Annotated in this window: 23 protein-coding genes, 1 tRNA gene and 1 riboswitch; of the genes, 14 read left to right on the plus strand and 10 right to left on the minus strand. The window is 45.7% G+C overall.

Annotation, left to right across the window (positions count from 1 at the left end; translation table 11 throughout):
• Nucleotides 1-14: 14 nt before the first annotated feature.
• On the minus strand, nt 15-1283 hold the full coding sequence (locus NM125_RS08015) for a M28 family peptidase (RefSeq protein WP_255134386.1): 1269 nt from the start codon (nt 1281-1283) through the stop codon (nt 15-17).
• 165 nt (nt 1284-1448) lie between these two features.
• Nucleotides 1449-1542: riboswitch (TPP riboswitch) on the plus strand.
• Nucleotides 1543-1594: 52 nt separating this feature from the next.
• Between NM125_RS08015 and NM125_RS08020 the strand changes: the two genes are divergently transcribed.
• Complete coding sequence (locus NM125_RS08020) at nt 1595-4102, plus strand: TonB-dependent receptor (RefSeq protein WP_255134387.1); 2508 nt, start codon at nt 1595-1597, stop codon at nt 4100-4102.
• An 81-nt stretch (nt 4103-4183) separates the two neighbouring features.
• Here NM125_RS08020 and NM125_RS08025 read toward each other — a convergent pair whose 3' ends face one another.
• A complete protein-coding gene (locus tag NM125_RS08025; protein WP_255134388.1) occupies nt 4184-4957 on the minus strand; it encodes a lytic murein transglycosylase in 774 nt (257 codons plus the stop codon).
• Between the two features lie 251 nt (nt 4958-5208).
• Between NM125_RS08025 and lpdA the strand changes: the two genes are divergently transcribed.
• The 7 genes from lpdA to NM125_RS08060 all read left to right on the plus strand — a co-directional run bounded on the left by lpdA (nt 5209) and on the right by NM125_RS08060 (nt 11585).
• Nucleotides 5209-6630 (plus strand): dihydrolipoyl dehydrogenase, encoded by a 1422-nt coding sequence (lpdA, locus tag NM125_RS08030; protein WP_255134389.1) that lies wholly within the window; start codon nt 5209-5211, stop codon nt 6628-6630.
• A gap of 89 nt (nt 6631-6719) precedes the next feature.
• Complete coding sequence (gene lipB, locus NM125_RS08035; protein WP_255134390.1) at nt 6720-7442, plus strand: lipoyl(octanoyl) transferase LipB; 723 nt, start codon at nt 6720-6722, stop codon at nt 7440-7442.
• A 213-nt stretch (nt 7443-7655) separates the two neighbouring features.
• Nucleotides 7656-8534 (plus strand): lipoyl synthase, encoded by an 879-nt coding sequence (lipA, locus tag NM125_RS08040; protein WP_284700193.1) that lies wholly within the window; start codon nt 7656-7658, stop codon nt 8532-8534.
• Nucleotides 8535-8639: 105 nt separating this feature from the next.
• On the plus strand, nt 8640-9350 hold the full coding sequence (gene plsY / locus NM125_RS08045; protein WP_255134392.1) for a glycerol-3-phosphate 1-O-acyltransferase PlsY: 711 nt from the start codon (nt 8640-8642) through the stop codon (nt 9348-9350).
• Entirely contained in the window at nt 9347-10363 is a 1017-nt protein-coding gene (locus tag NM125_RS08050) for an NAD(P)H-dependent glycerol-3-phosphate dehydrogenase (RefSeq protein ID WP_255134393.1), read from the plus strand. The genes plsY and NM125_RS08050 overlap by 4 nt, the downstream gene beginning before the upstream one ends.
• Before the next feature lie 40 nt (nt 10364-10403).
• The gene (locus tag NM125_RS08055; RefSeq protein WP_255134394.1) at nt 10404-11102 is read left to right on the plus strand and encodes an AlbA family DNA-binding domain-containing protein; all 699 of its coding nucleotides are present in this window, start codon (nt 10404-10406) and stop codon (nt 11100-11102) included.
• 30 nt (nt 11103-11132) lie between these two features.
• Nucleotides 11133-11585 carry a HesB/IscA family protein gene (locus tag NM125_RS08060; protein WP_255134395.1) on the plus strand — a complete coding sequence of 151 codons (453 nt, stop codon included), beginning with the start codon at nt 11133-11135 and terminating at the stop codon, nt 11583-11585.
• A 102-nt stretch (nt 11586-11687) separates the two neighbouring features.
• Here NM125_RS08060 and NM125_RS08065 read toward each other — a convergent pair whose 3' ends face one another.
• From NM125_RS08065 to hslO, 6 genes are all read right to left on the minus strand, one after another.
• A complete protein-coding gene (locus NM125_RS08065) occupies nt 11688-14027 on the minus strand; it encodes an amino acid permease (protein ID WP_255134396.1) in 2340 nt (779 codons plus the stop codon).
• Nucleotides 14028-14107: 80 nt separating this feature from the next.
• Nucleotides 14108-14485, minus strand: coding sequence for a type II toxin-antitoxin system VapC family toxin (locus NM125_RS08070; protein ID WP_255134397.1), 378 nt, complete (start codon nt 14483-14485; stop codon nt 14108-14110).
• Entirely contained in the window at nt 14463-14735 is a 273-nt protein-coding gene (locus NM125_RS08075) for a ribbon-helix-helix domain-containing protein (RefSeq protein ID WP_255134398.1), read from the minus strand. The genes NM125_RS08070 and NM125_RS08075 overlap by 23 nt, the downstream gene beginning before the upstream one ends.
• A 67-nt stretch (nt 14736-14802) precedes the next feature.
• Complete coding sequence (locus tag NM125_RS08080; protein ID WP_255134399.1) at nt 14803-16047, minus strand: NAD(P)/FAD-dependent oxidoreductase; 1245 nt, start codon at nt 16045-16047, stop codon at nt 14803-14805.
• 24 nt (nt 16048-16071) lie between these two features.
• On the minus strand, nt 16072-16905 hold the full coding sequence (locus NM125_RS08085; protein WP_255134400.1) for a TMEM14 family protein: 834 nt from the start codon (nt 16903-16905) through the stop codon (nt 16072-16074).
• Between the two features lie 13 nt (nt 16906-16918).
• Nucleotides 16919-17821: an Hsp33 family molecular chaperone HslO gene (gene hslO / locus NM125_RS08090; protein ID WP_255134401.1), complete on the minus strand. Its 903-nt coding sequence runs from the start codon at nt 17819-17821 to the stop codon at nt 16919-16921.
• Between the two features lie 349 nt (nt 17822-18170).
• Between hslO and NM125_RS08095 the strand changes: the two genes are divergently transcribed.
• Nucleotides 18171-18542, plus strand: coding sequence for an endonuclease domain-containing protein (locus NM125_RS08095; RefSeq protein ID WP_255134402.1), 372 nt, complete (start codon nt 18171-18173; stop codon nt 18540-18542).
• Between the two features lie 296 nt (nt 18543-18838).
• On the opposite strand, the gene NM125_RS08100 is transcribed toward NM125_RS08095, so the two are convergent.
• Nucleotides 18839-20014: a Glu/Leu/Phe/Val family dehydrogenase gene (locus NM125_RS08100; RefSeq protein WP_255134731.1), complete on the minus strand. Its 1176-nt coding sequence runs from the start codon at nt 20012-20014 to the stop codon at nt 18839-18841.
• A 297-nt stretch (nt 20015-20311) separates the two neighbouring features.
• On the opposite strand from NM125_RS08100, the gene recJ reads away from it, so the two are divergent.
• The 4 genes from recJ to NM125_RS08120 all read left to right on the plus strand — a co-directional run bounded on the left by recJ (nt 20312) and on the right by NM125_RS08120 (nt 24201).
• Entirely contained in the window at nt 20312-22021 is a 1710-nt protein-coding gene (gene recJ, locus NM125_RS08105; protein ID WP_255134403.1) for a single-stranded-DNA-specific exonuclease RecJ, read from the plus strand.
• 222 nt (nt 22022-22243) lie between these two features.
• Nucleotides 22244-22316: transfer RNA gene (locus tag NM125_RS08110), tRNA-Phe, on the plus strand.
• Between the two features lie 227 nt (nt 22317-22543).
• On the plus strand, nt 22544-23746 hold the full coding sequence (locus NM125_RS08115; RefSeq protein WP_255134404.1) for a CynX/NimT family MFS transporter: 1203 nt from the start codon (nt 22544-22546) through the stop codon (nt 23744-23746).
• An 83-nt stretch (nt 23747-23829) separates the two neighbouring features.
• A complete protein-coding gene (locus tag NM125_RS08120) occupies nt 23830-24201 on the plus strand; it encodes a DoxX family protein (protein ID WP_255134405.1) in 372 nt (123 codons plus the stop codon).
• Here NM125_RS08120 and NM125_RS08125 read toward each other — a convergent pair.
• Nucleotides 24196-24558 carry a DoxX family protein gene (locus NM125_RS08125; RefSeq protein ID WP_255134406.1) on the minus strand — a complete coding sequence of 121 codons (363 nt, stop codon included), beginning with the start codon at nt 24556-24558 and terminating at the stop codon, nt 24196-24198. The genes NM125_RS08120 and NM125_RS08125 overlap by 6 nt on opposite strands.
• A gap of 282 nt (nt 24559-24840) precedes the next feature.
• On the opposite strand from NM125_RS08125, the gene NM125_RS08130 reads away from it, so the two are divergent.
• Entirely contained in the window at nt 24841-25176 is a 336-nt protein-coding gene (locus tag NM125_RS08130; RefSeq protein ID WP_255134407.1) for a cupin domain-containing protein, read from the plus strand.

Here is a 25176-nt window from a genome sequence, read left to right on the forward strand (position 1 = left end):
TGGTGGACTATTAATTACAGCTGCAAATCAAAGCTCAGTTCTTCGCCATCGCGGAGAACGGTTACGGTTGTTTGCTGTCCGGCCTTGAGCTCATTCAAAGCTTCCATGTATTTGTAGATATCGGCAATATCCATACCACCGATATTTATGATAATATCACCGCCCTGCAGGCCGGCATTATCGGCAGCACGGCCTTCACTCACACCTGTAATTCTAAATCCCTCTCCGTCATAGCCATAATCAGGCAGAACTCCGAGGGTGGGGCCGTCCATCGTCATGTTTCGTTGCTGTTCGCCGGGGGCTTCGGTAAATGCCATATCTTCTTTATCCAGTTCATCCAGGCGTTCAATTACCCGCTTTACATGTGTAAGAAGCTGTTCCTGCCCTTCTGCATTAATCCATTCTGTATCATCAGAAGGTCGGTGGTAGTCGGCATGGGTATCTGTGAAGTAATGCAAAACCGGAATATCCTGATAGTAAAAACTGGTGTGATCGCTGGCTCCGGTTCCATCGGGAACCAGGTCTAACTGAAGTGAATCCGTGTTGGCTTCAGTAAGAATTGATTCCCAGCTATCCGTGGTAGCTACGCCGAAAACCATCAGGCGGCCGTTGCTCATTCGTCCCACCATATCCATATTGATCATAGCAAGAGCATTTTCCAGTTCAACGGTCGGGTTCTCCACATAATACTGAGAGCCCAGCAGGCCCATTTCTTCCCCGGAAAAAGCGAGGAAGAGAAGATCTGTTTCCGGGCGATTAGCTGAAAAATATTCGGCCAGCTCTAACACGCCGGCGGTTCCGGAGGCGTTGTCATCGGCTCCATTGTGTATGCGCGGCTCCTCACTGCTGCTCAGCGAGCCAAAGCTTCCCATTCCCAAATGGTCATAATGTGCTCCCACAATTATTACTTCATCCGAATCTCCGGTTCCCTGTAATAATCCGGCAACGTTCTTGCTCAACCTCTTTTCACCTGAAGTATCCGATTCACTCGCATGTGGATTATTCAACACCGCCGTGTTGATGGTGAATTCCTGAAAATAGGTTCCTTCCTCGCCGGCAGGATCAAGACCATAGCTTCGGAATAAATCGGCGATATAATTAGCCGCTGCAGCTTCTTCCGCCGTACCTGCTTCCCGGCCCCGCATTTCATCGGCAGCCAAAAAGGTGATATGTGATAAAACATCCTGATCAGAAATTTCGGGAGTTGTTGATCGCTCCTTTTCGGAAGAGGAACAGGAAACAAACGCTACAGCCAGCAGTAAAATTGATAAATATTTGGTCATGATGATGGATCAATATGTGGATTAATAAGCTTAGCCAAGATAACATTTGGAACGGGTTTTTAGAATGATAAATCGTGTATCCAGAATAGGAGGGTCTGTTTTTCCACACTCAATGTTGAATGTTCCTTGTTGAATGTTCAAAACCCTCGTATCTTTGAAGCTCACAACCAAGGTTGGGGGTGCTTGCATAGCGGGCTGAGATTACACCCTAATACCTGAACCGGATAATACCGGCGTAGGGAAACCTGTTTACCGCACAGTTACGCAAGTTAACCTCCTCCATTAATCAAAGAAGTATCAAATGGAGGATTATGTTTAATCTATTCTTTAAGAAGTCGTTGATAACGGCTTTTCTGTTAACAATACCACTACTCTTTTCTCAGGAAGTTCAGGCGCAAACCATTACCGGGAAGGTGCTTGATGCCCAATCCAAAGAACCGCTTCAGGGAGCTGCTGTACGCCAGCAAGGCACATCCCGGGGCGTAGTTACTCAGGATGACGGCTCTTTCGAAATCCGGCTTTCTGAAAACGGAGAAGAAGCTTTACTGATCACCTATCTCGGGTATAAAGACGAAGAAGTTGATGTATCTGATGACAAGAAAGACCTCGAAATCTATCTCTATCCGGAAACGTATATCGGGGATGATGTTTTTGTAAGTGCCACCCGGGCAGACGAAACATCGCCCATTACCTACACCAATATTGATGCGGAGGAGATTGAAAGGCGCAATCTCGGGCAAGATGTGCCTTACCTGCTGCAAAGTGCCCCATCGGTCACCACCACCTCTGATGCCGGTGCCGGAATTGGCTATACGGGCATTCGAATTCGTGGTGTTGACCCGGCGCGGATCAATGTAACTATTAACGGAATTCCGGTGAATGATGCAGAGTCTCATGGCGTATTCTGGGTGAATTTACCGGACCTTTCTTCCTCTACAGAGAATATTCAAATTCAGCGTGGAGTGGGAACATCTACAAATGGTGCCGGTGCATTTGGAGCTACGGTGAACTTGCAAACCAGCTCTTCACAAGCCGATCCTTTTGGGGAGGTTAATACCGGGTTCGGTTCCTTCAATACCCAAAAATACAACGTTAAATTAGGCTCCGGATTGATGGAAAACGGCTGGCAATTTGAAGGCCGCTTGTCCAAAATTGATTCCGATGGTTTTATAGACCGTGCCAGCTCAGACCTTGATTCTTATTTTCTTTCCGCTTCACACCACGGAGACCGCAGCTTGTTACGTGCAGATGTTTTTTCCGGGCGGGAGCGTACCTACCAGGCATGGAATGGTGTGCCTGAGCCGATTCTTGAAGGGGATCAACAGGAGCTGGAGCGCTATATTTCAAACCTCGTTTTCAATCCAGGCGAACAGGAACACTGGAGAGAAAATCTTGGAAACCGGCAATTCAATCAGTTCCGGTACGAAAACCAGGTAGATAACTACCAGCAGAACTATTACCAACTGCACTATTCATACCAGATTCAGGATAACTGGAATGCCAATGTCTCCGCCTTTTACACCAAAGGGTTTGGATATTTTGAGGAATATGAACGGGGTGAAGATCTCTCAGACTACGGGATCGAGCCGTTTGATTCCGGCGACCCGACGGAATCAGATCTCGTCCGCCGACGATGGTTAGACAATGATTTCTATGGCACCATATTCTCTACCCAATACACTCACTCCGAAACCTGGGATGTTACCTTTGGCGGTGGCTACAGCTACTACGACGGAGCTCACTTTGGCGAAGTGATTTGGGCACGATATGCAGGCGACAGTGAAATCGAAGAGCGCTACTACGACAATGACGGAATCAAAAATGATTATAACCTGTACTCCAAACTTCAGTACAAACTCACTGAAAACCTGAATTCGTATGTTGATCTTCAGGTGCGCGGAGTGGAATATGAATTCCTTGGGAACGGGTTTGTCCGCAGTGCCGGCAGCAATGTTCGCGATAGCCTGGTTGCTCTTCAGCAAACCGACAACCTGTTGTTCTTCAATCCGAAATTCGGTTTTGTGTATAGCTTGCCGGAAGACCAACGGGTGTATGCTTCATTCGCCGTTGGCAGCAAAGAGCCCACACGGGATGAGTATGTAGATTCAACCCCTGAAAGCCGGCCCAACCCTGAGAAACTCTACAATGTAGAGCTTGGGTATCGGGGCGATTTCAACCGCTTTTTTACCGGGGTGAATGTGTATGGGATGTTCTACCGCGATCAATTAGTGCCTACCGGACAGATCAATGATGTGGGGGAAATCGTGAGGGAAAACGTTCCTGAAAGCTATCGTGCCGGTATAGAATTGCAGGGTGGTTATAGCTTGACGAACAACCTGAGCATTTCTGCGAATGCCACGTTCAGCCAAAACAAGATTGTTGAATACACTCAGTACACTGATCTTTATGACGCAAGTTTCAGCTACGAGGGGCAACAGGAAACGGTGTATGAAGATACCGATATCGCTTTTTCGCCTTCTGTTATTACCAATGGAATCATTAGCTATCAAAACAAGGGGTTAACAGCCGAAATCATATCGAAATATGTGTCCCGGCAGTACCTCGATAATACTCAAACGCAGAGCAGGTCCATCGATCCATACTTTGTGAATGATGTTCGCTTAAGTTATGGATTCGGTGATGTACCGCTATTGGAAGATATCACCGCTACGCTGCAGGTGAACAACATCTTCAATCACAAGTACGTGACTAACGGCTATACCTTCGGGTGGATTTATGATGGGGCCCCGGCTCATTTCAACTATTACTACCCACAGGCGGGAACCAACTTTCTGTTTCAGGTGAAGTGGGAGTTTTAATCTAAAAGTTTAAACAAGAAGTTTGTCCTTCCAGAGCCTTCAGCTTGAGCGCTGAAGGCTTTTATATTTTAAAAGAATTCATTACCTCGTTCTCTCAAGCTTCCGCGCCTCTTCAGCAAGCTCGAGTACTACCTTGGTGTACATGGTGCTTGGGTTATAGCGCATAACCGCCTTCTCCATGCTTCCCGTAATTTCGTAAAAGTGAGACAGGTAATTGGCAACAGAGAAAATATTATTAGGCATGTAATACAGATCAGAGCCCACCCACCAGCGATTCAGTGAATAGGGAATAAACTGGGCGTAAGACATAGCCCCGGCATAACTGGATTCCAGCGATAGTATGTCGAGCTTATTCTTTTTAGCAAAGATAAGGAGCTCTTCCAGCTGAGCCTTTGACCATTCACTTCTATAGCCTTCCGCATACATTGAAACGTAAGCATTAAATGGATTGTAGCTTCCTTTATACTTCCCAAACTCAGATTCAATCCCGATAATCCCTGCAATCACATGCTTGGGGATGCCGTATTTTTCCTGGGCGGCGTCTAATTCCGGGGCGTATTTAACAAGAAAGTCTTCCAGCTTTTGCTTTTTAACATCGTACTTAATAATGCCCTGGTAATCCTCAAAACTCTCAATTTTAATTTCGACCGCTCGTGTAAACTTCCCGGTAATGTCTTCAATCAGTTTAAAGCGGGAGTCTTCCAAAAGCTGATTAAATGCATAGCCTTTATTTTCAAAGTATTCGGCAAGTTCATCGATATTGGCTTTCATTTTATCCGGATCGGAAGGGTCAGCTGATGCCGTAAATGGAATTGTTAGCAGGAATAACAGGAATGTGATGATGGTCTTTTTCATAATAGTTGCGGTTCGTTTCGCCTCTCTGAGCTCTATTATAACAAATTCAGACAGCTTTGAGTATTAAAGATTGTAGAGTTGTTAAGAAATTTATGTGTGCTGAGCTCAAATCTATCCAAAATTCAACATTCCTTGTTCAATATTCGAAGTTCAAATCAAAAACCCTTACCTTTTAGGGCTTTAAAAAGTCCGCTTCACGGTTTTGTTTGAAATGAAGCGATTAACTTCAAAAACTATTATCAAAAAGTACCATGGCAAAAGAATTTGATGTATGTGTAATCGGGTCAGGCCCCGGCGGATATGTAGCCGCAATTCGTGCTTCTCAGCTTGGCTTTAAAACGGCAATTGTTGAAAAAAGACATCTTGGTGGTGTTTGTTTGAATATCGGTTGTATTCCAACCAAAGCCCTGCTTCGTTCGGCTGAAGTGTATGAATCTATTGAGCACGCCTCTGATTACGGAATTAACGTGAAGGACTACTCTGCCGACTTCGACGGTATAGTGAAGCGTAGCCGTGGTGTTGCCAACAAAATGAGCAAAGGCGTTCAGTTCCTGATGAAAGCTAATAAGATTGAAGTATTCATGGGAACGGGCGTTTTCAAATCCAAGTCTGAATTGTCGGTGAATGATGACAAAGGCAAAGAGCAGGAAAGTATCAAAGCGAAGCACTTTATTGTAGCTACCGGAGCACGTCCTCGTCAGCTTCCAAACCTGGAAATTGATGGCGACATGATCATCGATTCTGAAAAGGCCATGCAGCTCGACAAGCAGCCTAAGAAAATGGTGATTGTCGGAGCCGGTGCTATCGGAGTTGAGTTTGCGTACTTCTACAATGCCATCGGAACAGAAGTAACCATCGTAGAGCTTCAGGACACACTGGTGCCTGTTGAAGACAAAGACGTTGGTAAAGAACTTGGCAAGATCTACAAGAAGAAGGGCATGAACGTGATGACCGGAAGCACGGTCGAAAACGTGAAGAAGAAAGGTAAAGGTGTTGAAGTAACCGTTAAAACCAAGAAAGGCGAAGAGAAAATCGAAGCCGATGTGGTTCTTTCTGCGGTAGGTGTAACCGGAAACGTAGAAAATCTTGGATTGGATAAAGCCGGTGTTAAAACCGAAAAAGGTGCCATCGTTGTTGACAAGAAAACCTACAAAACCAATGTGGATGGAATTTACGCCATCGGTGATGTAATCGGTGCTCCGTGGCTGGCTCACAAAGCCTCGCATGAAGCTGTTGTGCTTGCCGAACAACTGGCCGGCGAAAACCCACACCCGGTGAATTACAATAACATTCCGGGTTGTACATACTGCGAACCACAGATTGCTTCTGTCGGGTTGACAGAACAAGCGGCCAAAGATGAAGGTTATGATGTGAAAGTCGGAAAATTCCCACTTTCAGCATCCGGTAAGGCGACCGCTCTTGGCCATGAAGAAGGCTTTGTAAAAGTTGTATTCGATGCCAAATACGGCGAGTGGTTAGGTTGCCACATGATTGGATTCGGCGTGACGGAAATGATTGCCGAAGCCGTTGTAGCCCGTGACCTTGAAACAACCGGACACGAAATTATCAGTGCAGTTCACCCACACCCAACCCTCTCTGAGGCGGTTATGGAAGCTGCAGCTGAAGCCTATAATGAAGGTGTTCACTTAGGAACTCCCGTTAAGAAAAAATAAGATCACAGATTACGCTGATTTATTGATTGGCACAGATTTGTGATGAATGATTTTGGCTCCTTCGGGAGCCATTTTTATCTGTGAATGTGATGAGCAAAAAAGTTGAACTGTACGATTTGGGTTCTGCCTCATATCAGCCGACATGGGATTTACAGCATGCCGTGCAGCAGCGCATCATAGATGAAAAGCGCGCCGAACAAAAGGGGGAGTTCGAAGGAAAACGTCTGGATGATATCCTCCTGTTTGTGGAACACCCACATGTGTACACGCTGGGCAAAAGCGGCAATGAAGAGCATATGCTCCGGTCCATGATGGAGCTTCAGCAATTAGAAGCGGAGTTCATTAAGATCGATCGTGGCGGTGACATTACCTATCACGGTCCTGGGCAAATTGTAGGCTACCCGATTTTAGATTTGGATCGCCATTTCACTGACGTACACAAGTACCTTCGCTTCCTCGAAGAAGTCATAATCCGCGTCTGTGCCGACTATGGATTTGAGGCCGGGCGTATTGAGGGCGCTACCGGTGTTTGGGTTGACGAAGCCAAAATTTGCGCCATGGGCATTCGATGCTCCCGGTGGGTAACCATGCATGGTTTTGCGCTCAATGTGAATACTGATCTCAGATATTTTAATAACATCGTTCCCTGCGGGATTGATGATAAAGCCGTTACCAGTTTACAGAAGCTGACCGGCCGGGAAATTGACCCCGAAGAAGTGAAAAAACGGATTGTTTCTCACTTCGAAAACGTTTTCGATGTATCCATTTCCCCCAAGGGTTCCTTGCAGGAAGTGGAGCATAATATTTTGTAACTTTGCATATAATTTGTCATCGCGAGGAGCTGAAATAGTTAGAGTGATTGCATAACTCTTTCGACGAAGTCCGCCTTCCTTATTATTAAGTACGGTGGACAGGCGATCTCTCTAAAATGGCAATGAAATTGAATAGTGGAGATTGCCACGGGAATAGCTTCCATCGGTCGCCAAATTCCCCGCAATGACATGCTGAAATCACAAAGAAGCACCATGATTAAAGAACTTCAGGTAGTAGATAAGCCATCCGAAAATCGCAGACCCGATTGGCTGCGTGTTAAACTTCCATCAGGAGAGAAATTCAAGGAAGTTTCGGAGAATATCCGGAAACATAATTTGAATACAGTGTGTGCTGAAGCCCGCTGCCCGAATATGGGCGAATGCTGGGGAGCAGGAACAGCCACCTTCATGATATTGGGAGACGTTTGTACCCGATCGTGTGCTTTTTGCGCTATTAAGACAGGACGCCCTCCGCAAGACCTCGACTGGGATGAGCCCAAAAGAGTGGCTGATGCCGCTGCCAAAATGGGACTAAAGCACGTGGTGCTGACCTCGGTAAACCGGGATGAACGTAAAGATGGCGGCGCCCCAATTTTTGCCGAATGTCATAAAGAAATCAGAAAAGCTATTCCGGGTGTGACTATTGAGTCTCTCATTCCTGATTTTCGTGGTGAATGGGATGCAGCCCTTCAAATTGTTTTTGATACCCCGCCGGATGTACTTAGCCACAACCTGGAAACTGTGCCAAGTAAGTACCGAAGAGTTCGCCCTCAGGCTCGTTACGAGCGCTCGCTGGAACTCCTTCAGCGTACCAAAAATGCCGGACTCCGTACCAAAACCGGGATCATGGTTGGCCTGGGCGAAACCCGGGAAGAAGTCATCGAACTGATGCAGGATTGCGTGGATCACGGAGTGGATGTACTCACTATTGGTCAATACATGCAGCCAACGAAGATGCACCATCCTGTAATGGATTGGGTGCACCCTGATCAATTTGCAGAATACAAGGAAATCGGTGAGAAATTAGGAATCGAGCATGTGGAAAGCGGCCCTTTGGTTCGTTCTTCCTATCACGCCGAGCGCCACGTTTAATAGCCGGCGTTAGTTATTCCGTTTTGTTGAGTGGTCAGTTAATTTCAGCCAAAAACCGTTAACTAATTTGCCACGGTTGTAGTAACTTGGAGCAAAGAAATAGCTATGGTTTCATTACTTGTTGTTTTATCAGTCAGTTTCCTGTTGGGATCGATCCCATCCTCGCTGTGGGTGGGTCAAATATTTCACAAAACGGATATTCGAACTCAGGGAAGCGGCAACCTTGGAACCACCAACGCATTTCGAATTTTAGGCTGGAAATCAGGAGTATCGGTACTGGTACTCGATTTTATGAAAGGTTTCGCAGCCTCTTTCTGGGTCAGCCTTTATGCTTTTGAAATTGGAAACGGCCCCATTGCTCCTCCCGGCTGGGAAGCCGATGCTTTTCTGAAAATCACCTGTGGGTTGATGGCTGTGGTAGGTCACATGTTCCCCATCTTCGCCAATTTCAAAGGTGGAAAAGGAGCCGCGACCGCCTGCGGTATGCTCTTTGGTATTGAACCAATTTCTATCAGTATTTCTTCTGTTGTATTTATCGCTATTACCTTTTCTACCCGTTACGTTTCCCTGGCTTCCATCACCGCCAGTTTTATTTACCCCATCAGCTTGGTGATTATGCGGTACGGTTTCGGATATTATGTGGATGGAAGCATCATCATTTTTGCCACTTTTATTGCAGCCGGCATTATTTACAAGCATAAATCAAATATTCGGCGTTTATTGGATGGAAATGAAAACCGTGTAAATCTTTACGGAAAGAAGAATAAAGAAGAAGAGGAACAGGCTGCTGAGAAGTTGGCGGAGGCAGAAGCATGAGTAAACGAAATGTTACTATAGTTGGAGCGGGAAGTTTTGGAACGGCCCTCGCCCTTGTGTTGGACACGGCCGGGAATAACGTTCAAATGTGGGCCCGCGAGGAAAACATCGCCAACCAGATTAATGAAAAGCACATTAATCCTTCTTACCTGAATGATATTGACCTGCCGGAAGGGATAAAAGCATACAACGATTTAGAACAGTGCCTGAAATCTCAGGATATGGTCGTTTTTGCAACGCCTTCACACACCTTAAGAGAATTAGCCGGAAAACTGAAGCCCTGCCTCGACGGGCATGAAATTTTGGTTACCGTAGCTAAAGGGATTGAAAACGACACCTTCAAAACCATGTCGCAGATACTGGTGGAGGTGATGGAGGGAACTACCTACGAGGATAACATCGGCGTGCTGTATGGACCGAGCCATGCTGAAGAAGTGGGTAAGCTGAAGCCAACCACCGTGGTGGCAGCCGCCTATTCAACCCGCACGGCACGGATTATACAGGAGACATTTCTCACCCCAATGTTCCGGGTGTATATCAATAATGATGTGATAGGCGTGGAAATTGGCGGTTCGGTAAAAAACATTATGGCGATTGCTGCCGGAATTGTGGACGGAGCCGAATTGGGAGACAATGCCAAGGCCGCACTCATCACTCGCGGACTCCATGAAATGAAACGTATGGGACTCATGATGGGAGCTCATTCCGATACCTTCTCCGGGTTAACCGGTATGGGAGACCTGATCGTTACCTGCACAAGTACTCACAGCCGGAACCGTTCGGTAGGATTTCGCATTGGTAAAGGTGAAAAGCTGGACGATATTATCGACAGTATGAATATGGTAGCTGAAGGTGTGAAAACAACAAAATCGGTGAGGGACTGGGCCATCAAGAATAATGTTGAGATGCCTATAACTCACGCCATCTACAGCGTTTTATTTGAGAATGTTGACCCGCGGGATGCGTTGTATGAACTCATGACCCGCGACCCTAAAGATGAAATCGTGATGTAGTTGGTTTCATCCAGAGTTCAACCTAAAATCATCTACAGTCATGGAAGACGAACTCGAGTTTTACTTACAGTACACCGACAGCGTTCAGGTTTCGAAGCTTACCCCGGGTGACCTGAAAAGCCTGATCCAAACCGGTGAAAGCAGCTTTTTGGAATTCAAGCATAGCGTAGCATCTCCCGAAAAAATTGCCCGGGAAATTGCGGCATTTGCTAATACAAAAGGCGGCACTATCCTGATAGGTGTGGAAGACAACGGCGAAATGATTGGTGTGGAAGGGTACCACGAGGAGGAGTTTTGGCTGAATCAGGCTGCTTCTGAAGAATGCATTCCTGAGGTGCCAATCAGTATAGAACTGGTAAACCTTGGCGAGCGTGATGTGCTGATTGTAAAAGTACCGGAGGCCGAAGAAAAGCCGGTGTATGTGAAAGGAAAGAAAGTTCGGCAGGTGTATGTCCGCCTGGAGGATGAAAGCGTGGTTGCCAGTGATGAATATATTGAGGTGCTGAAGCAGAACTACTCTGAAGAAGGCTTCACGTTTGAGTATGGGGAAAAAGAACAGCAATTGTTTCGTTTTCTGAATGAATACGGAGACATCACGGTTAAGAGGTTCTCGCTGCTGATAAGTGTGACCACCTATCGAGCGGCTAAGATTTTGGTGAATTTAGTGAGTGCCGGCGTTCTTGATTTGTTTGAGAAAGACGGGGTTACGCATTATACATTTTCCAAAAAAAGTTCGTAATTTTGACTCGTTCTAAATAAAGGGAGCGACATGAGTGTTCAAGAAGAAAATTTAGATGATGTAATTTCCTCATTGATTGATGTGGATGAAGAAGAGGAAACGGCTACACCTCAGCCTATCACCGAAAAAGACTACCAAAAAGAAGAGCTGACCGGCGAACCTGTAGTGCTTACCGAACGGGCCGCCCGGCAGCTAGAGAAAATCAAACAGCAGGAAGAGATGGATGATAACCTGTATCTGCGGGTTGCTGTTGATGGAGGAGGCTGCTCTGGTTTAAGCTATAAACTTGGCCTCGACTACCGCACCGATGAGGATAATGTGTATGAAAGTCATGGAGTGGAAATTATCGTAGCTCCGAAACACCTTATGTACTTAGAGGGAATGCAGATCGACTATCCCGATGGATTAGACGCGCGCGGTTTCACCTTCGACAATCCCAATGCCGTTGAAAACTGTGGCTGCGGTACTTCTTTCGCTATCTAAAGATGAAGGTCATTCCTTCGAAAGCAGGAATCCGAATCTTATAAAAGACCCGCAGTAAAAAATCATACCACAACAAGATTCAGGGCTTTCGTCGCGGAACGACTAATTACTATTTTCCGGCGAGGATGTCATTCCCAATTGCTCTTTCACCCGCTTGATGCCTTCTGTTGCTTTCAGCTTCCAGTCTTCTGTAACGTAGCGACGCACCATTAATACTGAACATGGGGCTCGGTCAGCAATGATGTCAGGAATAGTTCCAAACAATACATTTCGAATACCCCACTCATGAGAGGCGCCGATGATAATCAGGTCATCCTGATGTTCTTCCAGCTCTTCCAGAATACCACCGGTAACATCCGTGGACTCTTTAATGGTGAATACCACTTTATCAAAACCCTCCAGCAGTGGATTCACACGTTCCCGGAGTTCCTGTTCTTCTTCCTCAATATCGATGCCCGGCTTAACAAGTCGAAGCACCCGAAGTTCAGCATCAATGGCTTGGGCAATTCGGATACCTATTTCCATTCCAAGGCGGGCATGCAATCCACCGCCCCAGGGAACAACTACAGATTCAATATGCTCAAGTTCACGATCCTTCAGCACCGCGAGATCAGCCTTCAGGTTTTTAATGATGGGTTGAATAGGGGTGTTGTAAATCCGACCAAGACTAAATCCACCCTGCCAACCCATAACCAGCATGTCGGCTTCCCGGTTTTCCGTTTCGTTGATCAGTCCTTTAAATATATCGTGAGAAGCAGCCGAAGCAGAATCAAAGGTAGTGGAGGCAAGTACTTCCTTATTTCGGTAATCGAGGTTTTCAACTCTGGAGGCTTCACTTATTTTCTGGATACTTTCCCGAACCGGTTCCTGCTGCTGAATCATTCGTTCAACAGTTGAAATCGGGGTTTGAAAAGGAACCTTGAGCATGTTTAATCCCGTCACAGAACCACCCTCTTCTTTACCGGTGGCGATGAGTTGAGAGACTTTTAGTAAAGCCTGCTCGTGAATGGGATTTGCCAGCGCTGTAATAACTTTGCGACCTTGTTTGATATCAAGTGCACGAATAGCCGGCGCCCATTCCTCAAATTCAGAATCGTGACGTTCCGGAGCTTCGAGAAGGACTTTAATTCCTTTCTCTTTCCAGTTTTGTTTGAATTGAGGAACCGCATGTTCGAACTCAACGCGAGAGCGTCCCCAAATCATGTACCAGGCCAGGCTCACCACAATAAGTACAACTACAGCAACCTGCGCAAAAGTACCTGAAGAAATGATAATGGATAAACAGCCGATGGCAGCAAAAACCTGCAACCAGGGGGAGCCGGGTGTACGATAAGTGGGTTTGTACCAATCCGGGTTGGAAACCCTAAGTACCACACAGCCAATATTGAGGGCCGCATAGCTGTAAAGTTGAAGTACACTGGCAATTTTAGCCAGGTTTTCAAGGCTGTCGAGTAGCAGGAACAGCAGCGCCAAAATGCCTGTAAGCACAATAGCCCGGTATGGAGTCAATAGTTTGTTGTGGATAGCGCTCAGCCAGTTAGGCACCATACGGTCGCGCGCCATGGCAAGGTTTATCCGCGATGAAGCCATGATACTTGCATTGGCCGAAGATAAGGTAGCTAACAGTCCCGCAACGATAATAGCGATGGCTCCGGGATTGCCGAGGATGGTACGCGCAGCAGTGGTAAGGGGATCACGAACATCGGCGATGGTGGATTGAGGAAACATCCCGCCAATCACCAACACAATGATTACATACAAAAGAGTAACCAGCGCCACAGATCCGATTAAGGCACGGGGCAGGTTTTTGGAGGGGTTTTTGATTTCCTCGGCTACGGCTGCAATCTTCACAAAACCTAAAAAGGAAACGAAGACAAGAGCGGTGGTTGCAGAAATGGAATCAAAACCGAAGGGCATGAACGGGTCGTAGTAGTCAGCCTCGATATGAAACAGCCCGAGAATGCTGAAACCACCCAGTATTACAAACAGGATGAGAACCACAACCACCTGTGTACGGCCGGATTCCTTAGCGCCTATCACATTCAATATGGTAAGTAAAACACCACCAATTACGGCTCCCCAAAAAGCGGAAAGTGGTAAGAACTGAGACATATACTCTCCCAGTCCATACAGGTAAAAGGCAATGGCAAAAGTAAGGCTCAACCATATTCCCACACCTGATATAGCTCCGAAAGCCGGGCCTAAAGAACGGGAAACGAAAAAATAATCGCCGCCCGATTTAGGCATTCCGGTGGCGAGTTCGGCAGCGCTGGAAGCCGTAATCATACAAACCAAACCTGCTGATAAGTAAGCGAAAATTGCGGCCGGGCCGGACATTTCCAAAGCGATTCCTGCCAATAAGAAAATACCTGCGCCTATCATGGTACCAGCTCCGATGGTTAAGGCGTCCCAAAATCCGAGCTCACGTTTTAAATCTGCCATAAAAAATCTTAAATGAATTGAGGGACTAAGCTACTATCTATTCGAGAGAAGTAAAATCCCAATCAGCCAGTTTTTGAGTTTTAATATGGGATAATCAGGTTGTTAGTTAAAACTGAGAAATGCTTTTTATCGAGTGTAGCGATTGGCACACCCTGTTGTTCAGCTGTAGCTGCAATAATCGCATCCGGTATTTTAATTCCGTGGCTTTTGTGGTATTTGCGTCTCAGGAATCCTGCTTTTCTGGCAATACCCTCAGTTACATCAATTTTGTTTACAAAGGATAAAAATGAGCTCAATTCATTCATTTCAGCCTTAGTCTTCACTCCGGAGTATAATTCTGAAACAACAACTACTGATGTAGAAACAGGCTGATTCTTTTGGATAAAGTGTACCGCATCTTTATTTCCCTTCAGGAAATCAATAAAAATATTGGTATCAACGATCATCTTTGTCTGCATCTAAGCGTTTTACTCGCTCTTCCCAGTCTTCTCTGAGTACATCAACCCGGGGAATATCTTTCTTGTGTTTCCAAATACCGGCATAATCCATGATCGACTTTCTCTCTTTTCCGGATTCCATTTTCTTTTTAGCTACATACTCATCAATGGCTTCCCGGATAATATTACTCTGAGTTGTTTTGCGCTCACCGGAAAGCTGTTCGATAGCCTCTTTTTCTTTTTTGGTAAGATATATTTGTGTTCGAATCATGAGTCTCTCCTCAAATATGATGTATGTAAATATACATCATTTCGGTTGTTTGCTCAAAATTTCTGTATCAGGGAATGTCGTCTTTTTTGGCAATCAGGCGCACACCGCGTTTAAAGGTGATGTAGTGCCAAGTCCACTCAGCAAACACTCTGAATCGGTTTCGGAAACCAATGAGAAAAAAAATGTGGATGAGCCCCCACAGCAGCCATGCAAAGAAGCCGCTGAATTTAAACCCACGTATATCCGCCACAGCCTTGGCACGACCAATGGTTGCCATGGTCCCTTTATCCACATAGCGAAATGGAGTTCGGGTGGAAGAATTCATTTTAATCAAATTTCCCAAATACTTGCCCTGCTGAAGGGCTACGGGTGCCAGGCCGGGAAGCGGCTTTCCTTTGTCGTCTTTAACATGAGCTGCATCACCGGCTACAAATATATTTGGAGATCCGGCAATGGAAAGATCCTGCTCTACCTTTGCCCTTCCGATCCGGTCTGTATCAACGCCGATATTCTGAATAAGAGGTGATGCTTTTACCCCGGCTCCCCAAATGATATTCGGAGTTTCAATAAACTGCCCGTCCACTTTTACGCCATCTTTTTGCACTTCTTGTACGGGAGTATTCAGCATCACTTCCACTCCCATATTCTCCAGGGTTTGCAGGCCCTTTTCCGGGAGCGGTTCATCAAAACCATTCAAGATACCATTCGCAGCCTCTACCAGATATATCTTGGTTTCGTCAGGTTTAATATTTCGAAAGTCCCTCATCATACTGCGCTTGGCAATTTCAGCTATGGACCCCGCCATTTCCACTCCGGTTGGTCCGCCACCAATAACCACGTAGGTCAAAAAAGGTTTTCTCTTTTCAGGGTCAATAATTTGTTCGGCTTTTTCGAGCGAGAGCAGAATGCGTTCCCGGATTTCAAGGGCATCAGAAAGAGATTTTAAGCCCGGAGCGTGTTGTTCCCAGTCTTCATTACCGAAGTAGTTGTACTGTGCACCGGGAGCTAAAATCAGGTAATGAAAAGGGAGGCTGGATCCGTTTTTCAGATGAATACGATTGCTGGTTTTATCAACCTCGGTTACTTCACCCAGAATGACCTGTACATTATTTTGCTTGCTGAAAATAGCCCGAATGGGCATGGCAATATCTCCAGGAGAAAGAGCCGCCGTAGCAACCTGATAGAGCAGAGGCTGAAACAGATGGTGATTAGTCTTGTCAACAATGGTGACATTGAATGAAGTGCCTGCCAGTTTTTTAGCAACCGAAATACCGACAAAGCCCCCGCCTACTATTACTACGTTTTTACCCATATTAAAGTAAAGTGAAAGTGGTTGTTATTTAATTCGTGATCGTGAATCTTTCTCAACACCTTCTTCTTCATATTCATTTTCAGGAATGTCGATTTGTCCTTTTTCTTCTTCCTGTTCCATCTGGGTAGAGTGCATGGTAGATTTAAGGTGGCGTTCGATTTTGCCCAACAAGGTCTCTGAAAATTCCTGAAGGTCTTTTTTCCGTTTCTTTTTGCGGCTGTTTATGAACCGGGCATAAAACACGGAAGCGGTAAGAATAAGCAGTGAAACAATGAGAGGAGGAGCGACTTCATTGCCTGTTTGACCAAATATGGTACCGGCAAACAGCATAAATCCACCAAAGGCAACGGCAATTCCCGGGAGATACAGTTTGTTGAGGGTTTTCAGGCTTTGGGAAACCGTTACTTTTGTATTTCCATCAATTTGTTCAAACTCAATTTCCGGAGAATTAGCAGAGGCAATGAATTTCGAGGGCCCCACAGGCTTGGCTTTCCAAAGGTACTTATTTCTTCGCCGGGTCACCTTCCCTAAGGTATTAAAGTGATACTCTGCCTGACCTTTTAACTCATCGAAAAGCTCCTTATCTACCGTGCCTCTGGCATATCCTACAACCGAAGTACTGTTAAAATCATGGTTGTCGATTACCATCGGTTCCTGAACCGGGATTCCGCCCAGTTCCATATAAGCTTCGTATGCAAACTTGCGGGGGATTCCTATCTCGTCGCTGATCTCATACAAAGATTGGATTTCCTCGTTGGTGTCAGCGTGTTTACCGGAAGAGCTTTGTTCTCCATACTTCTGTAGGAGTGTGGCTTTTTGGACAATTTGCCGGATTTCGTCGTCGGAGAGCTTTCCCATAAGATCAGATTATTTAGTTCATTTTAGCCTGAGCATCCATCACAATTTTCTCGATCTCTTCTTTCGAAATAAACTCTCTATTGTTGCAATACTGGCAAACCATTTCCTGCCCTTCCCCGTCCATTTCTTTCAGGTCTTCGAAGTTGAGCATAGCCAGTGCATTCAAAAAACGCTTGCGTGAACAGCGACAGAAAAAGTCCACCGGCTGGCGGTTCAGCTCTTTTGCTTTCAGCGGTGATACAGCCTTATTCATGATTTCATCGATATACTGATCATCAGCCAATAGTTCATCGATGGGCGGGAATGAACCCAATCGCTCCTGCAGCATATCAATTTGACCATCAGGGGCGCCGGGCAGTCGCTGTATCATCAGTCCGCCTGCTTCGGTAACGTTACCATCTTCATCAATGCCCACATCAGTAAGCAGTGCGGAAGGAATTTGCTCCGACTGCGCCAGGTAATGAGCTACATCACTATTCACATCTCCTTTGATGAGCTCAATGGTACTGGTTTTAGGTTCGGCTTCGTTGTAAAGCACCTTTGAAAAAGTCATGATGCCTAAGCCGATGCCATCTCCAAGTTCTGTTTCAGGATTGGAGTAATCCAGTTCGGCGACCGGATTTTTAACGTACCCACGGATCTCGCCCACTGAATTTGCTTCAGCAACTATGAACCCAATCGGGCCGTCCCCATCCATACGCATTCGGATGCGCTCTTCCCCTTTAAGTTCAGAGGCCAGGAGCATGGTAGCTGTTAGCGCTCTCCCTAAGATGACGGTATTTAATAATGAAAGCTGGTGATTATCTCGTGCCGTTTTTACGACTTCAGTGGTTTTTACGACAGATATTTTAAAATGACCGTCCGTTGTGATTCCCTTGATAAGGCGGTCTTTGAAATTAAATTCTTCGATGTTCATAGGAGTAAAAAAAATCTCTTTTATAGAAAAATGTATCCCCAAAGATACGCAGAAAATTACGTTTTATTTGGGTGGATAGGGGCGAAAAATGTGGCGTTATATATGTGTTGGCTCATCGCGGGCATTGACCCACCCCACAATCCCCGCCCGAGCGGGGAGGCTCGTTGGTTGGTTACTGAATTGGAAAAAGATTATACCCACCGGCAATAGCTTTAAAGAAACTGCAATTATAACCAAGGAGTCTTCCTCTCCGCGGGAGAGGAAACAAAGGAGAGGGCCAATGCCCGCGAAGGCCCCAATACTTGCCATTACCTCATTTTTTATAGTATTTAAAATAAAAGAGGGTACAATGAAAAAGAGAATACCAATCATTCCATACAGGGAAGATCTTATAGCCAAAGCTCGCTGGCTTCGAAAAAACTCGACTCCAGGCGAAATCGAAATCTGGAAAGCAATTAAGAATAAGAAACTGCTCGGTTATAAATTCCGGAGGCAGCGTCCAATCCATCGTTTCATCGTTGATTTCTATTGCCGTGAACTCAGGTTAGCGATAGAGATTGATGGAAGAAGTCATGACTATAAAATTGAATATGATAAACAACGACAGGAAATAATTGAGCAATTGGGAGTCAGTTTTCTGCGGTTTAGTGAATCTGATGCTAAGCATTATACGGAGTCGGTAGTGATGGAAATTGAGAGGTGGATACTGGAGCATAAGTGAGCTTTATAAAAGTGCAAAGCCCTTCGCCGGCATTAACCCACCCCACAATCCCCGCCCGAGCGGGGAGGCTCGTTGGTTGGCTACTGAGTTCGGTAAAAGAATATACCCACTGGCAAGAGTCTTGCAATAAGCTGAAATATCACTAAGGAGTCTTCCTCTCCACGGGAGAGGAAACAAAGGAGAGGGTCAATGCCCGCGAAGGCTCCCAAACTTAGCACCACTCAAAAACCGAAACAAAAAAAGGGGCGCCTCAAACCGAAGCACCCCTTTCACTCACTCAAAATTCAGCAGCTGAATCAATCGATAAAGCGCTTGTAAACTTCACCCAGCCTTCCGGATACATTGGCCTTGGATGAATATTTATTCTTGATATGCCCTATGGTTTTGATACGCTTTTCAGCCAGATCATTGGAAGCTACATGAGCAGGAATCCCATGGTCTTCCGAGTAATTCAGGATGTCGGTGATCGTGTTATAGATATTACCGGCATTTTGGAGAGCGCGGTCTTCGTTGTACCCTTCCAGTTCGCTGGCAATATTGATGAGTCCACCCGCATTAATCACGTAATCAGGAGCGTAGATAATGCCTTTGTCGAGCAGCTGCTGGCCGTGCTTGTCTTCATCATCCAACACGTTATTAGCTCCTCCGGCAATGATATCACACTTAAACTGATCCATGGTGTCGTCATTGATCACACCGCCTAAAGCACAAGGGGTATAGATGTCCACATCCAACCCATAAATGTCATCAGGGTCAACAAGTTCACCCCCCACTTCCTCAGCAAGTTCTTTAGCTTTGTCTTCGTAAATATCGCAGATGTAGAGCTTGGCTCCTTCTTTAGCTGCGTGACGTGCAAAAAAGGAAGCTACATTTCCGGCTCCCTGTAAGGCAATCTTCTTGCCCTCGAGTGAGTCGCTTCCATAAGCTTTTTGAGCACAGGCTTTAACTCCCATATACACTCCATAAGCTGTTACCGGAGATGGGTTTCCACTTCCGCCCAGTGCTTTAGGGATGCCGGTTACATATTTCGTTTCAGAATAAATCCATTCCATTTCGCGCTCAGTCATTCCCACGTCTTCTGCAGTGATGTACCGTCCGCCAAGTCCATCCACGAACCGGCCAAAAGAGCGGAATAAAGCTTCGGTTTTCTCGGTATGAGGGTCGCCGATGATCACAGCTTTTCCACCACCCAGGTTCAGTCCGGAAATAGCCGCTTTATAGGACATCCCGCGCGAAAGGCGCAGCACATCTTTGATGGCGGCTTCTTCGGATTCATAATTCCACATACGGGTTCCGCCCAAAGCCGGGCCCAGCGTGGTATTGTGGATAGCGATGATAGCCTTCAGCCCAACTTCAGGGTCAGAGCAAATGACCACCTGCTCATGTTCGTAGTTGGCAAGCTGATTAAAAAGGGAAAAATTCGGGTTTTCTTCAGTCAATTTCTTGGAGTTTTTAACAGGTGCGTCAATCATTTTAACTTGGGTAAATTGTACAGATGGTCCGTTGTGGAACCGCTTCCAAAGTTCGGGATTTATTTGGCGGTTCTCAACCAAATAAATTGGCTCAATCATAAATACTTGTAATTATTTTTTGGGAAGTTGGGGCGAATTTGAACGATCAGAGAGGTTTAGATTTTTTATGTAAACAAAGATGCTGATTTTCTCTTGTTTAATAGTATTTTATATAAGCAATAAGAACGCGATTTGCGTTGGCATCCCGGCCTGACCGCCGATCTGCCTTTATGTATAAAAATAAAGCACAAAACAATCATGTCATTCCGCTGGGTATACGCGCAGCCGGAGGAGCCAAAGTACGTCTCCAAATTAGGGGACATGCTGGGAATTCCGGACAAAATAGCCCAACTACTGGCTATACGCGGCATAAAAACATTCGATGATGCAGAATACTTTTTCAGGCCAAAGATAGAAAACCTCCACGATCCTTTTTTAATGAAGGATATGGAAGCCGGTGCAGAACGTTTAGCTCTGGCCATACGTAAAAGTGAGAAAGTACTCGTTTACGGCGATTACGACGTTGACGGGACTACAGCAACTTCCTGTGTCTATACATTTTTGAAAGAATTTGGCGTAGATGCCGACTACTACATTCCCCATCGCTTCAAAGAGGGATACGGGATTAACCCCGATGGCATTAAATATGCCGAAGAGGTTAAGGCCTCCCTGATTGTATCGGTTGATTGCGGCATTACCGCTATTGAAGAAGCCAAAGTGGCCCGCGAAAAAGGCATCGACCTGATTGTGTGCGACCACCATACCGTAGGTAATGAAATTCCGGATGCCGTAGCGGTGCTTGATCCCAAACGCCCGGATTGTAATTATCCTTTTGATGGTCTTTCGGGAGCCGGGGTTGGCTTTAAGCTCATTCAGGGAACCATAGAAAAGTTGGGATTGCCAGATACTATTTCCTATAAATTTCTGGATTTAGTTGCCATTTCGATTGCTTCCGATATCGTGCCCATCATTGATGAAAACCGTGTGCTTATGAAGGCCGGACTACAGATGATTCAACGAAGTCCGAGGGTGGGTATTAAGGCACTGCTTGAGCTAATCAAAGTTTCCAAAGAAGATGTAAATACCTCTAAGATTGTGTTTTCCATCGGACCGAGAATTAACGCGGCCGGAAGAATGGGGGATGCGAGCACCGCCGTAAAGCTCATGATTTCCGAGACGCTGGGAGAAGCCAAATCTCATGCTTATGAGCTGGAGTCAGTAAACCTGAAGCGAAGAGATACCGACTCCAAGACGATGAAAGAGGCGATGGAGCAAATTGAGAAGGATTTTGACATGGAGGAGACGTCCACAATTGTGCTATATAGTGAAAACTGGCACCTTGGGGTGATAGGGATTGTGGCTTCCCGGCTGGTGGATTTATATCACCGTCCGGCTATAATGCTCAGCAATGTGGATGGGAAGATCAAAGGGTCGGCAAGGAGCATTAAAGGGTTTAATATTTACAATGCCATCAAAAAATGTGATGACTTGCTCGAACAGTTTGGTGGGCATGAGTTTGCCGCCGGCCTCACCCTGCCGGAAGGAAATCTTTCCGAATTCCGCCGCCGCATGAACGAGCTGGCCTATACTGATTTGTCGGAGAATTCTTTTGAACCTGAACTCACCGTAGATGCCAAACTGGAATTGGGTGAGGTGGATATGAAATTCTGGAAACTGCTCAGTCAGTTTGAGCCCTTTGGGCCGGGCAACCTGCGGCCGGTGTTTGTAAGTGAGGAAGTTAAAGTAGTTGGGGTTCCAACCATTGTAGGAAATGGCCACTTGAAGATGAGAGTCAGTCAAAATGGGTCGGGTGTTTTTGATACCATCGGTTTTAATATGCACGAATACCTGCCCGATGTTCGAAAAGGAGATCCCTTTAAAATAGCCTATGTGCTGGAAGAAAATAACTGGAACGGCCGGCGTACGCTTCAGCTGAGATTAAAGGACATTCACATTCCGGGGAAATAGGTTTTTTAGGTGTTAGGTTTTAGGGGTAAGGTGTTAGGTAGTTGTTCTGAGCGAAAGCGAAGAATCTTCGCATTAGTTAGTTACCAAGCATTTAGTGCAAAGATCTTTCGCTTCCGCTCAAGATGGCCCTAAAACCTAACACCTAAAACCTTATACTATTTTTCCCCAATTTATTATTGTATAAAGATTACAAACCCTGTATCTTTGCCGTCCTTGTTGAAAGGGACTGTAGCTCAGTAGGTAGAGCAACGGACTGAAAATCCGTGTGTCGGCGGTTCAAATCCGCCCGGTCCCACATCAAGTAAAGCCTCGTACACTTTTTAGATGTACGGGGCTTTTTTTTGTTTATGATTTTTGACCTTTTATCTGGTCATTTTGTTTCGTCTATCTAAAATCTGATCGAAAATGCTACTGCGCTTGTTGTTGGGAAGCCATTATAGATCCGATACCTGAAATCCCTAAACCGTACATTGAAAGCTTATTATGATAGACGAATTCACATCGATTTTCGAGAGTTAAGGCATGCCACCAATTGAAAAAGATGGTTCACGAAGAAACCGCTTGCAAACCGGCTTATTAATCTCAGGCATTATACTGATTGCTCTCAATCTGAGGCCGGCCCTGGCATCCGTCGGGCCTTTGATTGCTGAAATACGGGAGAGTACCGGCCTTTCCAACTCTTTGCTGGGCTTGCTTACGACTCTCCCGTTGATTGCATTTGGCTTGGTTTCGATGCTTACTACTTTATTTACACGGCGTTTTGGTATAGAAAAAACATTATTCGGGGCGTTAATTTTACTTACCATCGGGATTTTAGCCCGATTGATCCAGTCACCGGTGGCCTTATTCGGAGGCACCTTGATGTTAGGTATCGCCATTGCTTTGGGCAATGTGTTGTTGCCTTCTTTGGTTAAGCGCGATTTCCCGGATAAATCGGGCCCACTCACCAGCCTTTATTCCAGTATGATGGGAATCGGAGCCTCGCTTGCAGCGGGGCTCAGCGTTCCTATATCAAAGGGAATGGGACTTGGCTGGAGGTACACCCTGGCATTGTGGTCTCTTCCTGCTTTTATCGCATTATTAATTTGGATCCCTCAGTTGCGATACAATACTAATAGTAGTCGGCTAAGTAGCTTTCGAAAAGCCCTGAAAAAAATGGCCGGCTCAGCTACAGCATGGCAAGTGGCTGTATTCATGGGATTACAGTCTTTAGCCTTTTACGTGATTTTGGCCTGGTTGCCTGATATCCTGCAAAGCAGGGGGCTATCGGAATCCTATTCCGGATGGATGCTTTCATTGTCACAGGGGACCGGAGTGCTGGGTACACTACTTATCCCATACTTTGCAGGAAAAAAGTCCAATCAGCAAAGTATTGTATGGATGTTAATCCTCATGGAAGGTGTTTGTCTTGCAGCCCTGATGCTGACGGATACGTTCGGGGTGGCCGTATGGGTGTCTGTGTTGGGTTTTGCACTCGGAGGGTCTTTTGGGTTGGCACTGCTATTTATCGTACTTCGCTCGCACGACACGCAGGAGGCAACCGAATTAAGTGGAATGGCTCAATCTGCAGGGTATATTCTCGCGGCTATCGGTCCCATTTTAATCGGGGCTCTATATGATTTGACCGGTAACTGGAATGTTCCCTTGGGGTTTCTGTTAGGGGTTTTAGTGATCAAAGCCGGCTTTGGACATTTTGCCGGTAAACCCAAAAAAGTGGAATTATAAGAGTGTAGTACGGCTTATGATTGTATTACTAAAAGTTTAATTAGATTACGACTCACGTCCACATCAAAAAAAGGTAAGAAATCATGGAATATCTAATCATAGCCATAAAACTGATAGTTGGGCTGAGTATCCTGAATGTCTGGTTATTACGATCCGGTAAAGAAACCCAATGGCGGGGTGGAGATGCAGGAAGTCTGGAAGAAGAATTTAAAGCCTACGGGCTTCCCATTTGGTTTATGTGGACTGTAGGCGGGCTCAAAATTCTGTTTGCATTGGGGCTTCTGGCTTCCATTTGGTTTACAGGCTACCCGGAATTAGAAACTTATTCTGCTTACGGCATAGCCGTGTTGATGCTGGGTGCTGTGAGTATGCACATAAAGGTTAAAGATCCGTTAAAAAAATCTCTCCCGGCTTTTACCTTTCTGGTTCTGTCGCTTTTGATTGCTTTTCTATAGATCATAAAGCATCAGCAACAGGAATTTGTAGGCCAAAAAACCGTTTACCAACATAAAGAAAAAAGAAGGTAGCGTTTGGTTCAGAGAATCCCGGACCTTTATGCGCGTGCCAAAGGCTACCGCCATCATCACTGTCAATCCGGTGGTCGCGAGAAGACCCAACAGGCTAATGTATAAACCGGCAAGCAGCCCGGCGGCACCTGCCAGCTGAGCCGTGCCGGTGAGTATTCGTAAGCCATCACCCATTCCGTATCGAATAAATTCCTCCTTCATAAAAGGGGAGCGAAGGCATTGTATGCCGTAGATTAAAAAAAATACGGCAACAATTATCGAAAGAAATAAAATGGGATTAGTCAAGAGGCTCCCGGGTTCTTTTAAAAGAACGATGTTAGTTGATGAGTACTCAAAAACATTGGCATCATAAACATTCGTTCATTTTATACAGAATATGTCATTTTAAAACCGGTCGGTGTCTGAATTTTTGTTTACCAAAAATTAATCTCTCTTTCATTCCACAAAGAACCGGCATCTTCAAATAAATAAAGTTCAGCTTAAATTCAATGAAACCCCACCACCCGCTCGTCTGTTGTAGCTTTTGATGAATTAAGACAAATGAATCAAAAAGAGGACGCGATTATTATGAGTACCGAAACGATGACAGCCGAAGAAGTAGCAGAAGGTAAATTAAATGAGGCCGAAGACGTGAAAGAAATCATGGCTTCCGGCGAAGATGTAGGGCTCAGAATCTGGAGAGAGGAAGAGCCGGATGCGGACAAAGAATTTCACACTAATTCTTATGAAACGGTAGGTTATGTACTAAAAGGTAAAGCCGAGCTTCATTTGGAAAATGATCAGGTTGTTGAGTTGACGGAAGGGAATTCATACCTGGTTCCAAAAGAAACAGAGCATACCTATAAAATCATCGAAACCTTTTCGGCTGTGGAAGCCACTTCACCTCCGGCACATCTGCAGTAA

Source organism: Gracilimonas sediminicola, assembly GCF_024320785.1.
In the GTDB taxonomy this organism is placed as follows: domain Bacteria; phylum Bacteroidota; class Rhodothermia; order Balneolales; family Balneolaceae; genus Gracilimonas; species Gracilimonas sediminicola.

Bases quoted from the DNA above. Each gene is read 5' to 3' on its own strand.
- NM125_RS08015 (WP_255134386.1), bottom strand. From the start codon at position 1,283: ATGACCAAATATTTATCAATTTTACTGCTGGCTGTAGCGTTTGTTTCC.
- NM125_RS08020 (WP_255134387.1), top strand. From the start codon at position 1,595: ATGTTTAATCTATTCTTTAAGAAGTCGTTGATAACGGCTTTTCTGTTA.
- NM125_RS08025 (WP_255134388.1), bottom strand. From the start codon at position 4,957: ATGAAAAAGACCATCATCACATTCCTGTTATTCCTGCTAACAATTCCA.
- lpdA (WP_255134389.1), top strand. From the start codon at position 5,209: ATGGCAAAAGAATTTGATGTATGTGTAATCGGGTCAGGCCCCGGCGGA.
- lipB (WP_255134390.1), top strand. From the start codon at position 6,720: ATGAGCAAAAAAGTTGAACTGTACGATTTGGGTTCTGCCTCATATCAG.
- lipA (WP_284700193.1), top strand. From the start codon at position 7,656: ATGATTAAAGAACTTCAGGTAGTAGATAAGCCATCCGAAAATCGCAGA.
- plsY (WP_255134392.1), top strand. From the start codon at position 8,640: ATGGTTTCATTACTTGTTGTTTTATCAGTCAGTTTCCTGTTGGGATCG.
- NM125_RS08050 (WP_255134393.1), top strand. From the start codon at position 9,347: ATGAGTAAACGAAATGTTACTATAGTTGGAGCGGGAAGTTTTGGAACG.
- NM125_RS08055 (WP_255134394.1), top strand. From the start codon at position 10,404: ATGGAAGACGAACTCGAGTTTTACTTACAGTACACCGACAGCGTTCAG.
- NM125_RS08060 (WP_255134395.1), top strand. From the start codon at position 11,133: ATGAGTGTTCAAGAAGAAAATTTAGATGATGTAATTTCCTCATTGATT.
- NM125_RS08065 (WP_255134396.1), bottom strand. From the start codon at position 14,027: ATGGCAGATTTAAAACGTGAGCTCGGATTTTGGGACGCCTTAACCATC.
- NM125_RS08070 (WP_255134397.1), bottom strand. From the start codon at position 14,485: ATGCAGACAAAGATGATCGTTGATACCAATATTTTTATTGATTTCCTG.
- NM125_RS08075 (WP_255134398.1), bottom strand. From the start codon at position 14,735: ATGATTCGAACACAAATATATCTTACCAAAAAAGAAAAAGAGGCTATC.
- NM125_RS08080 (WP_255134399.1), bottom strand. From the start codon at position 16,047: ATGGGTAAAAACGTAGTAATAGTAGGCGGGGGCTTTGTCGGTATTTCG.
- NM125_RS08085 (WP_255134400.1), bottom strand. From the start codon at position 16,905: ATGGGAAAGCTCTCCGACGACGAAATCCGGCAAATTGTCCAAAAAGCC.
- hslO (WP_255134401.1), bottom strand. From the start codon at position 17,821: ATGAACATCGAAGAATTTAATTTCAAAGACCGCCTTATCAAGGGAATC.
- NM125_RS08095 (WP_255134402.1), top strand. From the start codon at position 18,171: ATGAAAAAGAGAATACCAATCATTCCATACAGGGAAGATCTTATAGCC.
- NM125_RS08100 (WP_255134731.1), bottom strand. From the start codon at position 20,014: ATGATTGACGCACCTGTTAAAAACTCCAAGAAATTGACTGAAGAAAAC.
- recJ (WP_255134403.1), top strand. From the start codon at position 20,312: ATGTCATTCCGCTGGGTATACGCGCAGCCGGAGGAGCCAAAGTACGTC.
- NM125_RS08115 (WP_255134404.1), top strand. From the start codon at position 22,544: ATGCCACCAATTGAAAAAGATGGTTCACGAAGAAACCGCTTGCAAACC.
- NM125_RS08120 (WP_255134405.1), top strand. From the start codon at position 23,830: ATGGAATATCTAATCATAGCCATAAAACTGATAGTTGGGCTGAGTATC.
- NM125_RS08130 (WP_255134407.1), top strand. From the start codon at position 24,841: ATGAGTACCGAAACGATGACAGCCGAAGAAGTAGCAGAAGGTAAATTA.